Source organism: Streptomyces sp. NPDC051217, assembly GCF_044455465.1.
Classification (GTDB): Bacteria; Actinomycetota; Actinomycetes; order Streptomycetales; family Streptomycetaceae; genus Streptomyces.
In genome coordinates, this window is sequence record NZ_JBITEV010000001.1 from 172,932 (window position 1) to 192,100 (window position 19,169).

The window sequence follows — 19,169 nt, forward strand, 5'->3', positions numbered from 1 at the left end:
GAGCAAACCGTGGCCACCACCGCCCGTACCCCGCTCGCCGTCCTGGACCTCGTACCGGTCTCGTCCGGATCGACCCCCGGCCAGGCCCTGCGCAACAGCATCGACCTCGCCCAGCAGGCCGAACGGCTCGGCTACACGCGTCACTGGTTCGCCGAGCACCACCTCAACCCCGGAGTCGCGGGCACCTCTCCGGCCGTCGTGCTCGCCCTCACCGCCGCCGCCACCTCCACGATCCGGCTCGGCTCCGGAGCCGTACAACTCGGCCACCGCACCGCCCTGTCCACCGTGGAGGAGTTCGGGCTGCTCGACGCGCTGCATCCCGGCCGGTTCGACCTCGGACTCGGCCGGTCCGGCGGGCGGGCGGAAGCGGCGACTCCCGCGCCGGTGCCGGAGCGTGTGACGCCCGTCGTCGACGGCCGGACCCCGAACGGGCTGCGCATCCCGGCCCGGTTCTCGGTCGCGAGTCTGCTGAGCTCCCCGCGCTTCGCCCTGCACCGGAAGCTGCTCCAGCAGCCGCACGCCGAATCGCAGCCGTACGACGAGCAGATAGCCGACGTTCTCGCGCTGCTGGCCGGCACCTACACCACCGCCGACGGCATCGAGGCGCATGTGGTGCCGGGGGAGGGGGCCGACCTCCAGGTGTGGATCCTCGGCAGCAGCGCGGGCATCAGCGCACAGGTGGCGGGGGCGGGCGGCCTCCGGTTCGCGGCCAATTATCACGTCAGTCCGGCGACCGTGCTGGAGGCCGCCGAGGGATACCGGGCCGCGTTCAAGCCGTCCGCCGAGCTGGACCGGCCCTACGTCAGCGTCTCGGCGGACGTCGTCGTCGCCGAGGACGAGGCCCGCGCACGCGAGTTGGCCACCGGCTACGGCCTGTGGGTACGCGGCATCCGCAGCGGCGAGGGGGCGATCCCGTTCCCCACGCCCGACGAGGCCCGCGCGCACCGCTGGAGCGAGGCCGACCGGGAACTGGTCGCCGACCGGACCGAAACGCAGTTCGTCGGCTCACCCGGGAGCGTCGCGGACCAACTGGAGGTCCTGCGCGACGCCACGGGGGCCGACGAACTTCTCATCACCACGATCACCCACGGCCACGCGGACCGGGTCCACAGCTACGAACTGCTGGCCGAGGAGTGGGCGCGGCGATAACCGGGCGACCGGGCGGGGCGGCCCGGTCGTCCGGGACCGTCACGCGGCGTTCTCCTCCTGCGCCGTGGGGTCCACCCCCAGCTCCTCCAGCAGCCGCTCACGCAGCGCGGCGTACGCGGCGCTGCCGTGGGCGCGAGGCGCGGGCAGCTCCACCGGGATGTCGGCGCCGATGCGCCCCTCGGCGAGAACCACCACGCGGTCCGCGAGCACGATCGCCTCGTCCACGTCGTGCGTCACGAGCAGGACCGCCGGACGGTGCCTGGCGCACAGCCGCCGCAGCAGTACATGCATCCGGATGCGGGTCAGCGCGTCCAGCGCGCCGAACGGCTCGTCCGCGAGCAGCAGTCCCGGTTCGCGCACGAGCGAACGGGCCAGCGACACGCGCTGCTGCTCACCGCCCGACAGCTCGACGGGCCAGGCCTTCTCCCGTCCCGCCAGCCCGACTTCGGCGAGCGCGGCCCGGCCGCGTGCCACCGGGTCGGGTCCGGCGAGACCGAGGACCACATTGTCCAGCACCCGCTTCCAGGGCAGCAGCCTGGCGTCCTGGAAGACGACGGCGACCGGGTCCGGGGCGCCCAGCTCGCCGGTGCCCGTCACGTCGTGGTCGAGACCGGCGAGCGCGCGCAGGAGCGTGCTCTTGCCGGAGCCGCTGCGGCCGAGCAGCGCGACGAACTCCCCGGCGCCCAGGTCGAGATCGAGACCGTCGAGGACGTTCCGGTCGCCGAACGAGCGGACCAGACTCCGGATCCGTACGGTCGCGGCCGGGTGGTCGGCGGTCAGCCCGCCAGCGTGCGTCGCCATGACAGTGTCCTCCGTTCGACGAGACGTACCAGCGCGTCCGAGAGGAGCCCGAGAAGCCCGTACACGACCAGGCCGACGATGATGATGTCGGTCTGCCCGTAGGTCCGGGCCAGCTCCATCATGTAACCGATCCCGCTGGTCGCGTTGACCTGCTCGACAACCACCAGCGCCAGCCAGGCACCGGTCACCGCGAACCGCATGCCCAGCAGGAAACCGGGCAGCGCGCCGGGCAGCACGACATGCCGCAGGAAGGCCGTACGGCTCAGCCCCACCGTCTCGGCCAGCTCCACATAGCGGTTGTCGATGGTGCGCAGCCCGTTGTGGGTGTGGATGTAGACGGGTACGAAGACGCCCAGGGCGATCGTGATGACCTTCATCGATTCGCCGATGCCGAACCAGAGGATCAGCAGCGGGATCAGGGCGAGCGACGGGATGGCCCGCTTGATCTGCACCGGGCCGTCGATCACGCCTTCGGCGATCCTGCTGAGGCCCGAGACGAGCGCCAGGATCAGGCCCGCCAGCACGCCGAACAGCAGGCCCAGCGCGGCGCGTTGGGCCGAGGTGGCGAGGTTCGACTGGAGCCGGCCGTTCTCGATCAGATCACCCGTCGTCGTCACCACGGTCCAGGGGGCCGAGAGATTACGGGCGTCGATGAGGCCGGTGGCCGATCCCGCCGCCCAGACGGCGAGCAGCAGCAGGGGGCCGAGCGCCCAGCCGTACGGGACGGGGCGCCCCAGGCCGAGCCGGCGGCGCGGCCCGAGCCGGCGGGTGGTGCGGGAGTCGCGGGCGGGCGGGGAGGCGTCGGAGGGGCCGGGTGCGCCGGCCGGGCCGGAGTCCGGGCCGGTGTCGGTCGCCAACTCTGCTTTGGTCAGGGTGACTTCTTCGGCTGCTTCGGTACTCATGATCCGGCTCCCGTCCCGGCCTCGGCGTCGGCGCCGGTGCCCGCGATCGCCTCGGCCCCGACCTTCTCGTAGCGCCGGTCGAAGAGGATCCCCGCGTCGAACGACTCCTTGCCGGTCTCCTTCGCCAGCAGGTCGATCGTCTTCTGCTGGTCGGCGATGGCGTCCGTCCAGTCGCCCGGAATGGCCGGGTGCCCGCCTGCCTCGACGAGATACTCGCCGTCCTCGCGCGAGAGCCCCTGGTCCTTCACGTAGTAGCCCTCGATCCACTCCTCGGGGTGCGTGTCGATCCAGACCTCCGCCTTGGCCCAGTACGTGACGAACTCCCTTGTCGCGGCGGCCTTCTGAGGGTCGCTCACCGAGGCCGTGGGCACCCAGAGATGGCTGGGGTCGTCCCGCAGGCCGTGCGGGATCGTCTTGCCGCCGTCCTTGCCGTACTTCGCCGGATAACGCTTGATGTTGACCCCGCCGAGCGGCGCCGCGTCGACCTGTCCGCCGCCGAGCGCGGTGGGATAGACATCCCCGGTGCTCGGCAGCTCGACCAGCTTCACATCGTCCTTGGTGAGCCCGGCCTTGGCCAGGATGCGCAGCACGAGCGCGCCCTGGGCCTGTCCCGGGCTGTACGCGATCCGCTTGCCACGCAGGTCGGCGAGGCTGTCGATATCGGCGCCCGGCGCGATGCCGAGCTCGTATATCGGGTTCTTGACCGGGTCCGTACGGAACGCCGCGGCGACCAGTTTGGTGTCGAGCCCGGTCCAGTGGGCGTGGATCGACGGGATCTCGGCCGCCGCGCACACGTCCAGTGAGTTGGCCCGGAACGCCTCGGAGCACTGCGGACCGCCGCTGAGGTTCGCCCACTTGACCTTGAAGGGGAGCTTGTCGATCTGGCCGGAGAGCTTGAGCGCCACCTCGATCTCCGGACTTCCGATGGTGATCTCGGTGTCCGGATCCACCGTCTTCGGAATCTCGACGGCGGAGAGATCCTTCGAGGAGGCCGTGGTGGTGGCGGAGTTGTCGGCGCAGCCGGTGAGCAGGACCGGGCCGATCAGTACGGAGGCGAGCAGGGCAGCACGGAGTGCTCTGGGCATGTCTGTTCCCGGGTTCTCTGAATCGCTGGGGCCATCACGGAACGGAAGTGGTGAGGTCAGCTACAGAGGGCGGTCGCGACGCGCATGAAATCGACGGCGCGCCGTCTGCTCAGCCGCTGGGATCTGGACATGCTCGCGAAGCTAGCCGCGGTACGAAGCCATGGGCAAGGGGCCCGGTCCGGATGTGCGATACGGCAACAATGGCTTCGTACCCCCGCTATACGCCTGACACAGAAGGTGTCACCCAACAGGACAAATCGATCCTTTAGTTCACGGTGACCGGGACCCTGACCATCGCGTCGAAGAGGTAGCCCTGCGTGTTCGGCACCGAGAGCTCGGGCTGGGTGTTCCCCGCCATGTCGGTGGCGCGCGCCAGGAGGTGCGTCTGCCCCGTGGCGTACGGGCGCCAAGGGGCGGACCAGCGCACCCAGTTGTTGCGCAGCGGGGCGTCCCGGAGCTGGGCCGGCTGCCAGCGGGTCCCGCCGTCGGTGCTGAACTCGACGTGGCTCACCGGCGCGTGGGCCGACCACGCGCGGCCGGTCAGCCGGTGGGTGCGTCCGGCGGCCAGCACCGTGTCCGGCGCGAGTTCGATGCCGGACTTGATGGTCTGCCGGGTCAGCGGGGCGCTGCCCCCGGGCGGGTAGGACGGGCCGAACAGCCTGTAGAAGTCGGTGTTCCAGGGCGAGTTCAGCGGCTCGGCGCTCACCTCGATGTCGCCGACCCACTTGATGGAGGCGATCCCCACCCAGGACGGCACGACGACCCGGACCGGATAGCCGTGGTCGTACGGCAGCGGCTCGCCGTTCATCTCGTACGCGAGGATCACGTCGTCCAGCGCCTTCGCCACCGGCAGCGGGCGGCGCACCCGGCCCAGGTTCACGCCCTCGGTGACGTAGTCGGCGTCGAGTCCGCTGGGCATCACGTCGACCGCGTGCGCGCCGATCCCGGCGTGCCGCAGCACGTCGGAGAGCCGGACTCCGCGCCAGCGGGCGACGCCGATCGCGCCGAGCGTCCAGGCCGTGCCGGTGGCGGCGTCGCCCTGTTGGGAGGTGTAGAAGCTGCGGCCGTTGCCCGCGCACTCGACGGCCACGTCGCGGGTGACGGAGGGGAGCCGGCGCAGCTGGTCGTACGTGAACCGGGCCGGGCCGCCGCGCAGGCCGCTGCCCCAGACCGTCAGACTCCAGGAGCTCTTGTCCAGCACGGGGGTCGCCGTGTGGTTGCGGACGAAGAAGCGCTCCACGGGTGTGTGGCGGCCGGTGTCGCGCAGGGCGGCGAAGTTGGCCTCGGCGTTGGTGCCGCGAACGGTGAACAGCTCGGGCGGCAGCGGCTTGACGATGCCGGGCACGCTCGGCCCGGCGCTCGGAACACGTGGGACGGCCGTGGCCGGCGTGGCGGCGGCGATCTGCGCGGCCACCGGGGCGACGGGGACGGCCGCGAGCAGTTTCAGCAGGGAACGGCGAGCAGGGGTCATCACATGGCTCCTCGAAGGAGGGGAGGACCTGGGAGGTCCTGGAGAACGGGAAGGTCCTGGAAACCAGCGGAACCGGGGAGAGGCAGGCGTCAGCGACAACAACAGCGGCGCGGCGAAAGGCGCGACAGGACAGCCATGCCGGAATCCTAGACGCGCCCCTCCGGGCCGGTCAGCTCTTTCCCGTACCAGCTCAGTGCCCCCGGCTTCCGGCGCGGCCCCGCGCCGGATCTATGCTCGGCACGAATCGGACGCGTGGTGACACGGAACGGAGTCGGGATGCGCTACATCATCATCGGGGCGGGCGCCGTCGGCGGCAGCATCGGCGGCCGGCTCGCCGAGTCCGGTCACGACGTCGTCCTCGTGGCGCGCGGCGCGCACCACGCGGCGCTGCGCGACGACGGTCTTCGGTTCACCACGCCCGACGGGACGCGCGTGCACCGTCTGCCCGTGGTCGAGCGGCCCGACGAGCTCGAACTCCGCCCGGACGACGTCCTGTTGCTGTCGGTGAAGACACAGGACAGCACCGCCGCCCTGGACGCCTGGTCCGTGCGGCCGGTCGACGGCGGCGGGACCGCCGGCGAGCGGCTTCCGCTGGTCTGCGCCCAGAACGGGGTGGAGGGTGAACGGCTCGCCCTCCGCCGCTTCCGCCGCGTGTACGCCATGTGCGTCTGGCTGCCCGCCACCCATGTCGAGCCGGGCGTGGTCTCCGCCGGAGGCACCCCGTACACCGGGACCCTGCACATCGGCCGCTACCCGTCGGGCACCGACGAGACCGCGGTACGGATAGCCGCCGACCTGGAGAAGTCCCGGATACTGGCCCCGGTCGTACCGGACGCGATGCGCTGGAAGTACGGCAAGCTGATCGCCAACCTCGCCAACGCGGTGGAGGCGGTCTCCGGCCGTCTCCTCACCGACGAGGCCCGTGACCTCGCCGCCCGGACGCAGGCCGAGGGCCGCGCGGTGCTCGCCGCCGCCGGTGTCGAGGCGGTGAGCGGGGCCGAGCAGGACGAGGTGCGGGCGAGGATGACCTTCGACCCGTACGCCGTCCCGGAGGGCGGCGGCGGGTCGTCCTGGCAGAGCCTGAGCCGGGGCACCGGCACGATCGAGTCGGACTACCTGAACGGCGAGATCGCCCTGCTGGGGCGGTTGCACGGGGTACCGACACCGGTCAACGAGGCCCTTCAGCGGGTCGCCAACTCCTTCGCCCGCGAGCACCGACCGGCGGGTTCCCTGCCGGTCGGCGAACTGCTGAGGATCATCGGCGCCGGTGCGTGAGATGGCTCGTGGTGCCGCCGCTGTGCGGGCCCGCGCGCACGCCGCAACCGGCTTCCGCCCTGCGCCCCCTCGCCCGGCCTGTCGCGTTTCTTCAAGACCGGTGCCCGGCGCCTTCCCTACGGTGAGCCGCATGAACAGCGACACGAAGACCGCCACCAGCACCGTCCACCCGGCGATGCGGGAGTGCGCCGCCGACCCCGTACCGGTCCCCGGGACGGCGGGCACCTTCGACCGGGCGCTCGCGGCGAGCGGCCGCGACGCGCTGTGGGCGGCCTGACACGGACGACCTCAGGTGGGCCCACCCGATCCGCCGCCCTCCTGACGCACCGCGGGGGCCGCGGGGCCCTTCAGGCGGTGAGTACGGCGACCTGCCCGGCGGCCCTCGCCGCCTCGTAGCGCCGCACGATCAGCCGCGCCAACTCCGGTGCCGGACCAAGTACATCGGCCAGTACGTCCGCCCCCGACTCGTGCGCGCCCCGGGCGATCCGGTCCGGCAGCCGGCCCGGCGCGATCACGTACGGGGCCACGGCCACCCGCCGTACCCCCTCCGCCCGCAGCTCGCGCACCGCGTCCTGGGTGCGGGGCAGGGAGGCGGAGGCGAACGCGGGCCGCACGGCGCACCAACCGGTACGCCGCCACTCCCGCGCGACATGAGCGATCACCGCGATCGCCTCCGGGTCACTGGAGCCCGCCGAGGCCAGTACGACCCCGGTCGAGCCCTTGTCGCCCGGCGTGAGCCCGGCCTCGTACAGCCGCCGCTCCAGGGCCTCGGTCAGCAGTGCCGACGGGCCGAGGACATCGGCCTGCCGTACGGCGAGCCTGGGCAGCCGCACCCGCGCCTCGTGCAGTACGGCCGGGATGTCGGACTTGGCGTGGAAGGCGCGCGTCAGCAGCAGCGGGAGGGCCACCACGTCCCGTACGCCCTCCGAGTCCAGCCGCTCCAGCACGCGCGGCACCGCGGGGGTGTTGAAGTCCAGGAAGCCCGCCTCCACCCGCAGGCCCGGACGCAGCGCCCGCACCCGGCGAAGGAGCGCGTGCACGGTGGCCGCGTGCCGCGGGTCGCGGCTGCCGTGCGCGACGATCACGAGCACCGGGCGGTCCGCCGTACGGGGCATGGGATCAGCTCCTGACCAGGAGACCGCGGCTGCGCAGGACGCGCCGCTCCAGGGGAGAGAAGAACAGCAGGTCGATGCCGATGCCGACGATCAGGATGAGGATGATCGTGGCCAGCACACCGGACATGTCGCTGTAGGTGCGGAAGTTCTCCATGAGCTGGCCGAGTCCCGTACCGAGGTCCGGGGAGCTGGCGATCAGCTCGGCGGCCATCAGCGAGCGCCAGGAGAACGCCCAGCCCTGCTTCAAGCCTGCCAGATAGCCGGGCAGCGCGGCGGGCAGCAGGACGTGCCGGATGCCGTTGACGCCGGTGGCGCCGATGGTCCGGCCCGCCCGCAGATACAGCGGCGGGATCTGGTCGACGCCGGCGACCAGGCCGTTGGCGATGGACGGTACGGCGCCCAGCAGCACCACCGCGTAGATCGTGGCGTCCGTCAGACCGAACCAGATGATCGCCGCGGGCACCCACGCCACCGACGGCAGCGACTGGAGCCCGGAGAGGATGGGCCCGATCGCGGCCCGTACCACCTTCACCCGCGCGACCAGGAGCCCGAGCGGCGTTCCGATGGCGACGGAGACGATGAAGCCCAGCGCGCCCCGCGAGACGCTGGTCCAGATGTAGCCGATGAGCGTGCCTTCCAGCCACATCCGCTCGATGGAGTGCCAGACGTCGAGCGGACCCGGGAGTACGTAGTCGGGCTTGATGCCGGAGACGGCGGCGAACTGCCAGCCCGTGATCACCAGGACGACCGCCACGAGCGGCGGAACGAGCTTGGAGAGCAGCACGCTGCCGAGCGACACCCGCTCCTCGGCCCTGGTCTCCAGCGCGTCCAGGCCGGCCTCCAGACCCGCCAGGTGGTCGTCCTTCGACACCTTCGTATCGGTCGACAGGTTGCCGCCCGAAGCGCCCGAAGCGCCCGAAGCCCCGGGAACGCCCGTCTCAGTGCTGGCCATGTCGGCGAATCTCCCCACGCAGCTCTTCGGTGATCTCCACGGACAGGTCGGCCACCGCGGCGTCCTCGATCCGGCGCGGCTGCGGGATGTCGATGCGCCACTCCCGCGCGATCCGCCCCGGACGTGACGACATCAGCACCACGCGCTCCGCGAGCCTGACGGCCTCGCGGACGTTGTGCGTGACGAAGAGGACCGACACGTTCGTCTCGGCCCAGATCCGGGTCAGCTCCTCGTGCAGCACATCGCGCGTGATGGCGTCGAGCGCCGCGAACGGCTCGTCCATCAACAGCAGTTGGCTGTCCTGCGCCAGCGCGCGGGCCAGCGCGACCCGCTGGCGCATACCGCCGGACAGCTCGTGCACCCGCTTGCCGTACGCGCCCTTCAGCCGGACGAGTTCGAGCAGCCGCTCGGCCTCGCCGCGCCGCTCGGCCTTCGGCATGCCCCGCATCTTCAGGGCGAGTTCGATGTTCTTGCCCGAGGTGAGCCACGGGAACAGCGCGTGCTCCTGGAACATCAGGGCCGGCCTGCCGCCGGGAACGTCGATCGCCCCCGCCGACGGCAGGTCGAGCCCGGCGACCAGATTGAGCAGGGTCGACTTCCCGCAGCCGGACGCCCCGAGCAGGGTCACGAACTCACCGGGCGCCACGTCGAGACTGACGTCGTCCAGCACGAGCTGGCCGGAGCCGGGGCGGCCGAACGACTTGGACACATGGTCGAGACGGGTGGCGTACGGCTCTGTGCCGACCGTTGTGGCCTGCTTGACGAGTGTGGTGGTCATGAGTCACACCTCCTGGGTCCTGGGGCGGTCCGGTTGCGGGCGGGTCGGGTGACCGCCTCGGCTACTTCACGCCGAGACCGGCGTCGTCGATCGCGGGCCTGCCGTCCGCCTTCAGCACCTTGTTGAGCAGGGACAGGTCGTAGATGCCGTCGAGCAGCGGGTCTTCGAGGAGCCCCGCCTTCACCGCGTGCTCGGACGACACGCCGAGCGTCGAGGCGAGGGGGTCGTCGGTGATGTCGACGTTCTTCCACGCGGGGTCGAGCACCTCGGGCGGCAGCGCCGCCCCCGAGTCCGCCTTGAGCTTGGCGTTGGCCGCGGCCTTGGCCTCGTCGGGGTTGGAGTTGATCCAGGCGTTCGTCTTCACCGAGCCGCGCAGCACCGCCTCGACGACGTCCGGGTGTTCCTTGAGGAACTTCTGGGAGACGATCACGTTCGTGATGACGAACTTGCCGTCCTTCCACAGCTTCTTCTCGTCCAGCAGCACCGAACCGCCGCCCGCGACCAGCTTCGAGGCGGTCGGCTCGGGCACCCACGCGCCGTCCAGCGAACCGGACTCGAAGGACGCCGGTATCTGCTTGTTGTCCTGGCGGATGACGGTGACGTCGCCCTTGCCGGTGTTGGTGTCGACCTTCAGGCCCTTTTCCGACAGGTAGTTGAGCAGCGCCACGTCCTGCGTGTTGCCGAGCTGCGGCGTCGCGATGCGCTTGCCCTTGAGATCGTCCAGGGACTTGATCTTCTTGGGGTTGACGACGAGCGAGACACCGCCGGACGCCGAGCCCGAGATGATCCGCAGGTTCTGGCCCTTCGACTTGGTGAAGCCGTTGATCGAGGGGGAGGGGCCGATCCAGCCGATGTCGATCGCGCCCGCGTTGAGCGCCTCGATCTCCGAGGGGCCCGCGTTGAAGACCTGCGGCTTGATCTTGGTGCCGCCCAACTCCTTCTGGATCAGACCTTCCTGGAGGCCGACCAGCGCGGTGGCATGCGTGATGTTGGCGAAGTAGCCGATCTTCACCTCGCCGAGACCGCCGACTTTCTCGCCCTCGGCGGCGGGGGCGACCTTCTCGTCCTTGTCGTTCTCGGAGCCGTAACCGCAGGCGCCGAGCGCCACGGCGAGCAGGGGCAGGGCCGCGACTGCGGCGAGTGCGCGTCGGCGGTACGGGGCGGTACGGGTGGCTGGCACGGGAGGGCTTCCTCTCGTCGGCCCGTACTCACGTCCCTCGGTGACGAGGCGGCGTGGCCGGGCGGTCGGCGGGTCTTCGGCGGAACGGGTACGGCGGGTACGGCACCGGGGTGCCGGGGGTTCGCTGGGCGCGCGTGCGGTGCGCGTACGTCAGCACGCACATCGCGACACCCCGCCGGTCCCCGCGCCGAGGGCGCCGCTGCCGACCCGGCCGCCCTCCTTCGCGAACGTCGCGAACACATCCACCGTGCCGGGGCCCATCAGAAGTCCCAGCCCTTGTCCTCGGCCGCGGCGTCCGCCGCCGGGACGGGCGGCGGCTCGGCGGCGAACGACTCGCCCGCCATGCCGGCCGTCAGAGTCGTGCCGTCCGCCGGGTCGATCAGCAGGAACGAGCCGGTACGGCGCGAGTCGCGGTACGCGTCGAGTGCCAGCGGCTCGGCCGTACGGATCACCACCCGGCCGATGTCGTTGGCGACGAGCTGCCCCGGAGCGGGGTGCTGCGACAGGTCGTCCAGGGTGAGCCGGGACGGGATGTCCTTCACGATCGCCTTCACCGTGCGGGTCGTGTGCTTCAGCAGCACCCGCTGGCCCACCGTCAGTGGCCGGTCGGCGACATGGCAGACGGTCGCCTCGACGTCCCGCGTGCTCGCGGGGAGACCGGAGCTGGGCGCGATCAGATCGCCGCGCGAGATGTCCACGTCGTCGCTGAGCCTGATCGTCACCGACTGCGGTGCCCACGCGATGCCGACGCTCTCGCCGAGCGCGTCGATGCCCTCGATCGTGCTCGTACGGCCCGAGGGCAGTACGGTCACCGCCTCGCCGACGCGCAGCACGCCCGAGGCGATCTGGCCCGCGTAGCCGCGGTAGTCGGGGTGCTCGGCGCTCTGCGGCCGGATCACGTACTGGACGGGGAAGCGGGCCGGGCAGCCGGACAGGTCGTGGCTGACGGCGACGGTCTCCAGATGTTCCAGGACGGTCGGACCGCCGTACCAGTCCATGTTCGCCGACGGCTCCACCACGTTGTCCCCGGCCAGCGCGGAGATCGGGATCGCGGTCACCTCGGGGACGCCGAGCGTGGCGGCGTAGCCGGTGAACTCCTCGGCGATCGCGGCGAACACGGGCTCCGCGTACTCCACCAGGTCCATCTTGTTGACGGCCAGCACCACGTGCGGCACCCGGAGCAGGGCCGCGACCGCCGCGTGCCGGCGGGTCTGCTCGACGACCCCGTTGCGCGCGTCGACCAGCACGACGGCCAGCTCCGCGGTGGAGGCGCCGGTGACCATGTTCCGGGTGTACTGCACATGCCCCGGGGTGTCGGCGAGGATGAACCGGCGCCGGGGCGTGGCGAAGTAGCGGTAGGCGACATCGATGGTGATGCCCTGCTCCCGCTCGGCGCGCAGCCCGTCCGTCAGCAGTGCCAGGTCGGGCGTGTCCTGCCCGCGGCCCAGCGAGGCGCGCTCGACGGCCTCCAACTGGTCGGTGAGCACGGACTTCGAGTCGTGCAGGAGCCGCCCCACCAGCGTGGACTTGCCGTCGTCCACGGATCCGGCGGTGGCGAAGCGCAGCAGGGTGGTGGCCGACAGCTGCTCGGCCAGCTGCTCGGTACTCGTGTGCCCGGTGGTCGTCATGGTGAGGGCCTCTCTTTTGGATCAGGCCGGATCAGGGAGTGCCCGCCGCGGCAGCGGCTGATGTCACGTGGTGCGTGCGATCGCGAGGCGGAGGAGGGAGACAACGCGGAGGGGGCACCTCCCGTGCCCGAAGGGCTACGGGGGAGCTGGCGACTGACGACAACGCGGCGAGCGTGCGTGCCAGGGCCCGCGAGCCCGGCAGGATCCGAAAGAGAGGCACTTAGAAGTACCCTTCGCGCTTGCGGTCTTCCATGGCGGCCTCGGACATCTTGTCGTCGGCGCGGGAAGCGCCCCGCTCGGTGAGGCGGGACGCGGTGATCTCCGTGATGACCGCGTCCAGCGTGGTGGCCTCGGAGTCGACGGCGCCCGTGCAGGACATGTCGCCGACGGTGCGGTAGCGCACCAGACGGGTCTCGGTGGGCTCGCCGTCCTTGGGGCCGCCCCAGTCACCGGCGGTCAGCCACATGCCGTGGCGGTTGAAGACCTCACGCTCGTGCGCGAAGTAGATCGCGGGCAGCTCGATGCCCTCGCGTGCGATGTACTGCCACACGTCCAGCTCGGTCCAGTTGGAGAGCGGGAAGACCCGCACGTGCTCGCCCGGCGCGTGCCGGCCGTTGTAGAGCTGCCACAGCTCGGGGCGCTGCCGGCGCGGGTCCCACTGCGAGAACTCGTCGCGGAGCGAGAACACCCGCTCCTTGGCGCGCGCCTTCTCCTCGTCGCGGCGCCCACCGCCGAAGACCGCGTCGAACCGCTCGGCCTGGATCTTCTCCGTCAGCGGAAGGGTCTGGAGCGGGTTACGGGTGCCGTCGGGGCGCTCGCGCAACGTGCCCGCGTCGATGTACTCCTGCACCGACGCCACATGCAGACGCAGCCCGTGCTCGGCCACCGTACGGTCGCGATAGGCAAGCACCTCGGGGAAGTTGTGACCGGTGTCGACGTGCAGCAGCGTGAAGGGCACCGGCGCCGGCGCGAACGCCTTCAGCGCCAGGTGCAGCATGACGATGGAGTCCTTGCCGCCGGAGAAGAGGATCACCGGCCGCTCGAACTCGCCCGCCACCTCGCGGAAGATGTGCACGCCCTCCGACTCCAGGGCGTCCAGATGACTCAGGGCGTACGGCGCCTCGCTGCCGCCGGTGCCTTCGCCCTCGCCGCCCTCGCTGCCATCGGTCCCGTCGGTGACGGATGCGACGCTGGTCGCCATCAGGCCAGACCCCTCTCGGTGAGCAGCGCGTGGAGCGCCGCCGCGGACTCCTGCACGGACTGCGTGTGCGACTCGATCCGCAGATCGGGCTCCTCGGGCGCCTCGTAGGGGTCGTCGACGCCGGTGAGACCGCTGATCTCACCGGCCGCCTGCTTCGCGTACAGGCCCTTCACGTCCCTGACGGAGCACACCTCGACCGGAGTCGCGACATGCACCTCCAGATAGGCGGTGCCCTCGCTCTGGTGGCGCCCCCGGACCGCCTCGCGGCTGTCGGTGTACGGCGCGATCACCGGCACCAGCGCCTTGACGCCGTTCGACGCGAGCAGTTCGGCGACGAAGCCGATGCGCTGCACGTTGGTGTGCCGGTCCTCGCGGCTGAATCCGAGGCCCGCGGAGAGGAACTCGCGGATCTCGTCGCCGTCCAGGACCTCCACCCGGTGGCCCTCGGAGCGCAGCCGGTCCGCCAGTTCGACGGCGATGGTGGTCTTGCCCGCGCTGGGCAGCCCGGTGAGCCAGATCGTGGCGCCCTGTCCGGCCCGGCCCATCAGTGCAGCCCGCATTCGGTCTTGGAGTTGCCCGCCCAGCGGCCGGCGCGGGCGTCCTCGCCCGCCAGCACCCGGCGGGTGCAGGGCTCGCAGCCCACGGAGGCGTAACCGTCCTGGAGCAGCGGGTTGGTGAGCACGCCGTGCTCGGCGACGTACGCCTCCACGTCGTCCTGCGTCCAGCGGGCGATCGGCGAGACCTTGACCTTGCCGCGCCTGGCGTCCCAGCCGACGACGGCGGTGTTGGCGCGGGTCGGCGACTCGTCGCGGCGCAGCCCCGTCGCCCAGGCGTCGTACGCCGTCAGGCCCTCTTCGAGGGGCTTGACCTTGCGCAGGGCGCAGCACAGGTCGGGGTCGCGGTCGTGCAGCTTCGGGCCGTGCTCGGCGTCCTGTTCGGCCACCGTCCGGCGGGGGGTGAGCGTGATGACGTTCACGTCCATCACGGCGGCGACGGCGTCGCGGGTGCCGATCGTCTCGGGGAAGTGGTAGCCGGTGTCGAGGAAGACCACGTCGACGCCGGGCAGCGCGCGCGAGGCGAGATGGGCGACCACCGCGTCCTCCATGGAGGAGGTGACGCAGAAGCGGGCGCCGAAGGTGGTGGTGGCCCAGGTCAGGATCTCCAGGGCGGAGGCGTCTTCGAGTTCGCGGCCCGCGCGTTCGGCGAGTGCCTCGAGTTCGGCGGCCTTCCGGTCGTCGGTCTCGGTGAGAGAGCTCATATCCGTTCCCCTCCGTCGTCCGTCGTCAGCCCACGGGTCAGCAGCCCGAGGAACTTCAGTTGGAAAGCCCGGTTGCAGGCCCCGCATTCCCAGGCGCCGTGGCCCTGTTCGTTCGGGCGCAGGTCCTCGTCGCCGCAGTAGGGGCAGTAGAACGGGGCGGCGCGCTCACTCACGACAGCGCCTCCTCGGAGGCACGCGCCGCCCAGGTGGCGAAGCGCTCGTCGCTCTCGCGCTCCTTCCGGAAGCGCGTCAGCACCCGCTCGACGTAGTCCGGGAGTTCGGCGGCGGTGACCTTCAGACCGCGGACCTTGCGGCCGAACGAGGGGTCCAGACCGAGCGCGCCACCCAGGTGGACCTGGTAGCCCTCGACCTGATTGCCGTCCCCGTCCAGCATCAGCTGGCCCTTGAGGCCGATGTCCGCGACCTGGATGCGGGCGCAGGCGTTGGGGCAGCCGTTGACGTTGATGGTGATCGGCTGGTCGAAGTCGGGGATACGGGCTTCGAGTTCGTCGATCAGGGAGGCGCCGCGCGCCTTGGTCTCGACGATCGCGAGCTTGCAGAACTCGATGCCGGTGCAGGCCATCGTGCCGCGCCGGAAAGGCGACGGCTTGACCCTCAGGTCGAGCGATTCCAGGCCCGCCACGAGCGAGTCGACCCGGTCCTCGGCGACGTCCAGGACGATCATCTTCTGCTCGACGGTGGTCCGTACCCGGCCCGAGCCGTGCTCCTCGGCGAGGTCGGCGATCTTCTTCAGGGTCGGGCCGTCGACCCGGCCGACGCGGGGCGCGAAGCCGACGTAGAGGCGGCCGTCCTTCTGACGGTGCACACCGACGTGGTCGCGCCACTCCTCCACCGGCCGCTCGGGGGCGGGGCCGTCGACGAGCGCGCGCTTCAGATACTCGTCCTCAAGGATGCGGCGGAACTTCTCGGCGCCCCAGTCGGCGAGGAGGAACTTCAGCCGGGCGCGGGTACGCAGCCGGCGGTAGCCGTAGTCCCGGAAGATCCCGATGACGCCGGCCCATACGTCGGCGACCTCGTCCAGTGGGACCCAGGCACCGAGCCGCTGGCCGATCTTGGGGTTGGTCGACAGCCCGCCGCCGACCCACAGGTCGAAGCCGGGGCCGTGCTCGGGGTGCTCGACACCGACGAAGGCGATGTCGTTGATCTCGTGCGCGACATCGAGCAGCGGCGATCCTGAGATGGCCGTCTTGAATTTGCGCGGGAGGTTCGAGAACTCCTTGGTGCCGATGAACCGGGCGTTGATCTCGTCGATGGCCGGGGTGCCGTCGATGATCTCGTTCGCGGCCACTCCGGCGACCGGGGAGCCGAGGATCACCCGGGGGGTGTCGCCGCAGGCCTCGGTGGTCGACAGGCCGACGTCCTCAAGACGCCGCCAGATCTCCGGGACGTCCTCGATCCGGATCCAGTGCAGTTGGATGTTCTGCCGGTCGGTGATGTCGGCGGTGTCCCGGCCGAACTCGTGCGAGATCTGGCCGATGACGCGCAGCTGCTCGGTGGTCAGCCGGCCGCCGTCGATCCGGACCCGCAGCATGAAGTAGCGGTCGTCCAGCTCCTCCGGCTCCAGGATCGCGGTCTTGCCGCCGTCGATCCCGGGCTTGCGCTGGGTGTACAGCCCCCACCAGCGCATGCGACCGCGCAGGTCGGCCGGGTCGATCGAGTCGAATCCGGCCTTCGAGTAGATCGTCTCAATGCGTGTCCGTACATTGAGACCGTCGTCGTCCTTCTTGGCCTGCTCGTTGGCGTTGAGTGGAGTGAAGTGCCCCACGGCCCACTGGCCCTCGCCGCGGTGACGGCTCACCTTGCGGCGGGGCGTGGCTGCGGCGGGTTTCTCAGGGGTGGCGGCCATGGCGGCATACGTCCTTCGGGACTACGGAGACGGCTCTGACCTGCACACGTGGCTACGGGTGCAGCGGTGCGCAGTGGGATTCGAGCGAAGGGGGGGAGCGGGTGGGGCGTGGCGGGGGCCCTGCTGGTCAGCTCGCCCGACAGATGGCGCTGGACATGCGGCCGAGATCGACGTGCCGCCGACTCACCAAGGCAATACCAGCTGTAGACATGAGGGAAGCCTGGCACGCGGATCTGAGGCCAGTCCACCACGATCCACGATGTGGACGAGACTGTCCCGCTATGCGAGACGGGGTGTGGGATGGGCACCGGCCCACGGGCCCGGCGCCACCACATCGGGCTCCTCGGCCACCTTCGTGTCGAAGAGGGTGAAGCCACGCCGCAGATAGTTGTCCATCGCGTACTGCCCGTCCTTGGAACAGGTGTGCAGCCAGACGCGCTTCGTCGGGGTCCGCCCCGGCAGGCGCTCCGCCATGTCCCAGCAGCGGGCCACCACGTACGACAGCAGATGCCCGCCGATCCGGCGGCCCCGGAAGGCGGGGACGAGCCCGAAGTACACGATCTCGACCGTGCCGTCCTCCTGCGCCTGAAGTTCCACGTACCCGGCCGGGGTGCCCTTCTCGTACGCCACCCAGGTCTCGACACCCGGCCGGGAGACGGCCTCGTGCCACTCCTCGTACGACAGGGCGAGCCGGTCGGTCCAGCGGATGTCCCCGCCGACGGCCGTGTAGAGGAACCGGCTGAACTCCGCCGAGGGGATCTCCGACCGGATGATCCGCACATCGCCCCCGGGCTCCGCGGCCGGCCGCAGATCGGCGGGGGAGGTCTGCTCCAGGGACCACGTGGTCACAGTGATGCTCATGGTCGCCAGGGAATCACGCGGCCCCGCACCGGCCAAACCGTGCCCCCGGCCGGGTGACACCGGCGTACGCACCCCGCCCGCCCGCCCGTCGCCTACCCCTGGCCCTTCCCCTGATCCTGTTGCTGATCCTGTCCCTCGTCCTGTGCCGGGCCCTGCTCCTGGTCCCGCCCGGACAGGCGCCCGCCCGCCACCGCGGGCGCCGTCGAGTGCGGCAGCAGATCCGCCGGGTGCTCCGGCCGTACGACCTCCACCTCGACCTCCTCGCTGAAGCGGTACGGCCGGTGGGCCAGCACCCCCGCCAGATGACGGCGCACCCGCGACATCTCGGCCCGCACCGTCACCGTGCGCGTCGGGTCCCCGAAGACGTCTGCCGCCAGCTCCGCCGCGCTCCGGCCGTCCCGGTGCACCGCCAGGACGTAGAGCAGCTCCGCGTGGCGCGGCGTCAGCTCCTGCGCCCAGCTGCCCGCCGCCCCCGAGACCGTCAGGGACCAGCGCCGGGGCCGGCTCAGATCCAGCACCACCTTGCTCGGCGCGTCCGGCGGCGGCTCCTCCTCCACCGTCAGCAGCCAGCCGCCCGGCAGCGGTTCGACGGTGCACATGCCCAGTGACGGCAGCCAGAGCCGCCCCGGCCGCACCGACTTGGGCAGCGGCAGCCGGTCCACCGGCGCCATCCCCCTCACGGCCGCCGTCCAGCCGTGCGTGTCGACGGCCACGGCCCGCCCGCCCACCCGGCACAGGATCGGCGCCGCCACCGAGCGCAGCCGCTCCACGGCCCGCTGATGCCGCTCCCGCAGCTCGCTCTCGGCGAGCTTGGCGACAGAGGTGACCAGCGCCAGCGTCGTCGGGTGGAAACCCGTCGCCGGGCCGCTCACGTCGATGGCGCCCAGCAGCCGCCCGTCGCGCGGGTCGTGCACGGGCGCCGCCGCGCAGGTCCAGTGCGTCAGGGTATGCACGAAGTGCTCGGCCGAGTGGACCTGGACCGGGGCCCTCGCGGCCAGCGCCGTACCGATGGCGTTGGTCCCCGTGGCCTGCTCCGACCAGGCCGCGCCCTCCGCGAGACTGATGATGTCGGCCTGCCGGCTCACCTTCGTGTTCCCCTCGCGCCACAGGACCCGGCCCTGGTCGTCCGAGACCACCAGGATCTGGAGCGTCGCGTCGACGACGTCGGTCAGCCCGCCGGTAACGCTGCGCATCACCTCCGCGAGTGCCGATGTACGACGCCGGTGTTCGAGCTCCGCCGTCGCCAGCATCACCCGCCCGGTCTGCCGGTCGGGGTCCACACCCAGCCGCCGCATCCGCTGCCACGACGCCCCGATGACGGGCCGGGGTGCCAACGGCGGCCGGTCACCGGCCAGCGAGGCCTCCCGGATCCGCTGGAGCAGCCGCGTCGCCTGCCCGCCGTCCATCGTCGCGAGACGTGACAGGTCGAGCGGTGTGTCCTTCATCGGGGCCCCCCGCCGCGTACGGCGCGTCTGTCGATTCCGCGATGTCCGGGCGGACAAACACCGGGACCCGGGCCTGGAACCTTGCCGTCCGGTGCTGTCCGCCCCTCCCACCATCGTGCCGTTCCGGCCCTTACCGGGCGCGAAACGGTTCGGATTTTCTGCAACCACTTGCAACTCTGGCGTACATCCGCCACATACGTG

The 19,169-nt window shown here is 71.4% G+C and carries 20 protein-coding genes; 3 read left to right on the forward strand and 17 right to left on the reverse strand.

Annotation, left to right across the window (positions count from 1 at the left end; genetic code table 11):
* The first annotated feature begins 9 nt into the window (after positions 1–9).
* Positions 10–1,149: an LLM class flavin-dependent oxidoreductase gene (locus tag ACIBBB_RS00875; RefSeq protein WP_398977340.1), complete on the forward strand. Its 1,140-nt coding sequence runs from the start codon at positions 10–12 to the stop codon at positions 1,147–1,149.
* A 39-nt stretch (positions 1,150–1,188) separates the two neighbouring features.
* On the opposite strand, the gene ACIBBB_RS00880 is transcribed toward ACIBBB_RS00875, so the two are convergent.
* The 4 genes from ACIBBB_RS00880 to ACIBBB_RS00895 form a co-directional block, all read right to left on the reverse strand.
* Positions 1,189–1,950, reverse strand: a complete 762-nt coding sequence (locus ACIBBB_RS00880) for an ABC transporter ATP-binding protein (protein ID WP_398977342.1) — start codon at positions 1,948–1,950, stop codon at positions 1,189–1,191.
* Entirely contained in the window at positions 1,926–2,852 is a 927-nt protein-coding gene (locus ACIBBB_RS00885) for an ABC transporter permease (RefSeq protein WP_398977344.1), read from the reverse strand. Before ACIBBB_RS00885 ends, ACIBBB_RS00880 begins: the two co-directional genes overlap by 25 nt.
* On the reverse strand, positions 2,849–3,937 hold the full coding sequence (locus ACIBBB_RS00890; RefSeq protein WP_398977346.1) for an ABC transporter substrate-binding protein: 1,089 nt from the start codon (positions 3,935–3,937) through the stop codon (positions 2,849–2,851). Before ACIBBB_RS00890 ends, ACIBBB_RS00885 begins: the two co-directional genes overlap by 4 nt.
* Before the next feature lie 265 nt (positions 3,938–4,202).
* A complete protein-coding gene (locus tag ACIBBB_RS00895; protein ID WP_398977349.1) occupies positions 4,203–5,408 on the reverse strand; it encodes a sulfite oxidase in 1,206 nt (401 codons plus the stop codon).
* Between the two features lie 276 nt (positions 5,409–5,684).
* Between ACIBBB_RS00895 and ACIBBB_RS00900 the strand changes: the two genes are divergently transcribed.
* Positions 5,685–6,683: a ketopantoate reductase family protein gene (locus ACIBBB_RS00900; protein ID WP_398977351.1), complete on the forward strand. Its 999-nt coding sequence runs from the start codon at positions 5,685–5,687 to the stop codon at positions 6,681–6,683.
* A 130-nt stretch (positions 6,684–6,813) separates the two neighbouring features.
* A complete protein-coding gene (locus ACIBBB_RS00905; RefSeq protein ID WP_398977353.1) occupies positions 6,814–6,960 on the forward strand; it encodes a hypothetical protein in 147 nt (48 codons plus the stop codon).
* Positions 6,961–7,030: 70 nt separating this feature from the next.
* On the opposite strand, the gene ACIBBB_RS00910 is transcribed toward ACIBBB_RS00905, so the two are convergent.
* From ACIBBB_RS00910 to ACIBBB_RS00970, 13 genes are all read right to left on the reverse strand, one after another.
* Positions 7,031–7,798, reverse strand: a complete 768-nt coding sequence (locus tag ACIBBB_RS00910) for a sirohydrochlorin chelatase (RefSeq protein WP_398977354.1) — start codon at positions 7,796–7,798, stop codon at positions 7,031–7,033.
* A gap of 4 nt (positions 7,799–7,802) precedes the next feature.
* Positions 7,803–8,750: an ABC transporter permease gene (locus tag ACIBBB_RS00915; protein ID WP_398977356.1), complete on the reverse strand. Its 948-nt coding sequence runs from the start codon at positions 8,748–8,750 to the stop codon at positions 7,803–7,805.
* Positions 8,737–9,528 (reverse strand): ABC transporter ATP-binding protein, encoded by a 792-nt coding sequence (locus ACIBBB_RS00920; RefSeq protein ID WP_398977358.1) that lies wholly within the window; start codon positions 9,526–9,528, stop codon positions 8,737–8,739. The genes ACIBBB_RS00915 and ACIBBB_RS00920 overlap by 14 nt, the downstream gene beginning before the upstream one ends.
* A gap of 61 nt (positions 9,529–9,589) precedes the next feature.
* On the reverse strand, positions 9,590–10,708 hold the full coding sequence (locus ACIBBB_RS00925) for an ABC transporter substrate-binding protein (protein ID WP_398977360.1): 1,119 nt from the start codon (positions 10,706–10,708) through the stop codon (positions 9,590–9,592).
* 260 nt (positions 10,709–10,968) lie between these two features.
* The gene (locus ACIBBB_RS00930; protein WP_398977362.1) at positions 10,969–12,336 is read right to left on the reverse strand and encodes a sulfate adenylyltransferase subunit 1; all 1,368 of its coding nucleotides are present in this window, start codon (positions 12,334–12,336) and stop codon (positions 10,969–10,971) included.
* A gap of 220 nt (positions 12,337–12,556) precedes the next feature.
* Complete coding sequence (gene cysD, locus ACIBBB_RS00935; protein WP_398977364.1) at positions 12,557–13,537, reverse strand: sulfate adenylyltransferase subunit CysD; 981 nt, start codon at positions 13,535–13,537, stop codon at positions 12,557–12,559.
* Positions 13,537–14,097: an adenylyl-sulfate kinase gene (gene cysC, locus ACIBBB_RS00940; RefSeq protein WP_398977366.1), complete on the reverse strand. Its 561-nt coding sequence runs from the start codon at positions 14,095–14,097 to the stop codon at positions 13,537–13,539. Before cysC ends, cysD begins: the two co-directional genes overlap by 1 nt.
* Positions 14,082–14,795, reverse strand: coding sequence for a phosphoadenylyl-sulfate reductase (locus tag ACIBBB_RS00945; RefSeq protein WP_398977367.1), 714 nt, complete (start codon positions 14,793–14,795; stop codon positions 14,082–14,084). Before ACIBBB_RS00945 ends, cysC begins: the two co-directional genes overlap by 16 nt.
* Positions 14,792–14,968 (reverse strand): hypothetical protein, encoded by a 177-nt coding sequence (locus ACIBBB_RS00950; protein WP_189106622.1) that lies wholly within the window; start codon positions 14,966–14,968, stop codon positions 14,792–14,794. Before ACIBBB_RS00950 ends, ACIBBB_RS00945 begins: the two co-directional genes overlap by 4 nt.
* Positions 14,965–16,662 (reverse strand): nitrite/sulfite reductase, encoded by a 1,698-nt coding sequence (locus tag ACIBBB_RS00955; RefSeq protein ID WP_398977370.1) that lies wholly within the window; start codon positions 16,660–16,662, stop codon positions 14,965–14,967. Before ACIBBB_RS00955 ends, ACIBBB_RS00950 begins: the two co-directional genes overlap by 4 nt.
* 127 nt (positions 16,663–16,789) lie before the next feature.
* The gene (locus ACIBBB_RS00960; RefSeq protein WP_356584885.1) at positions 16,790–16,873 is read right to left on the reverse strand and encodes a putative leader peptide; all 84 of its coding nucleotides are present in this window, start codon (positions 16,871–16,873) and stop codon (positions 16,790–16,792) included.
* 68 nt (positions 16,874–16,941) lie between these two features.
* Positions 16,942–17,523, reverse strand: a complete 582-nt coding sequence (locus ACIBBB_RS00965; protein ID WP_398977372.1) for a GNAT family N-acetyltransferase — start codon at positions 17,521–17,523, stop codon at positions 16,942–16,944.
* A gap of 92 nt (positions 17,524–17,615) precedes the next feature.
* Positions 17,616–18,968 carry a GAF domain-containing protein gene (locus ACIBBB_RS00970; protein WP_398977374.1) on the reverse strand — a complete coding sequence of 451 codons (1,353 nt, stop codon included), beginning with the start codon at positions 18,966–18,968 and terminating at the stop codon, positions 17,616–17,618.
* Positions 18,969–19,169: the final 201 nt, after the last annotated feature.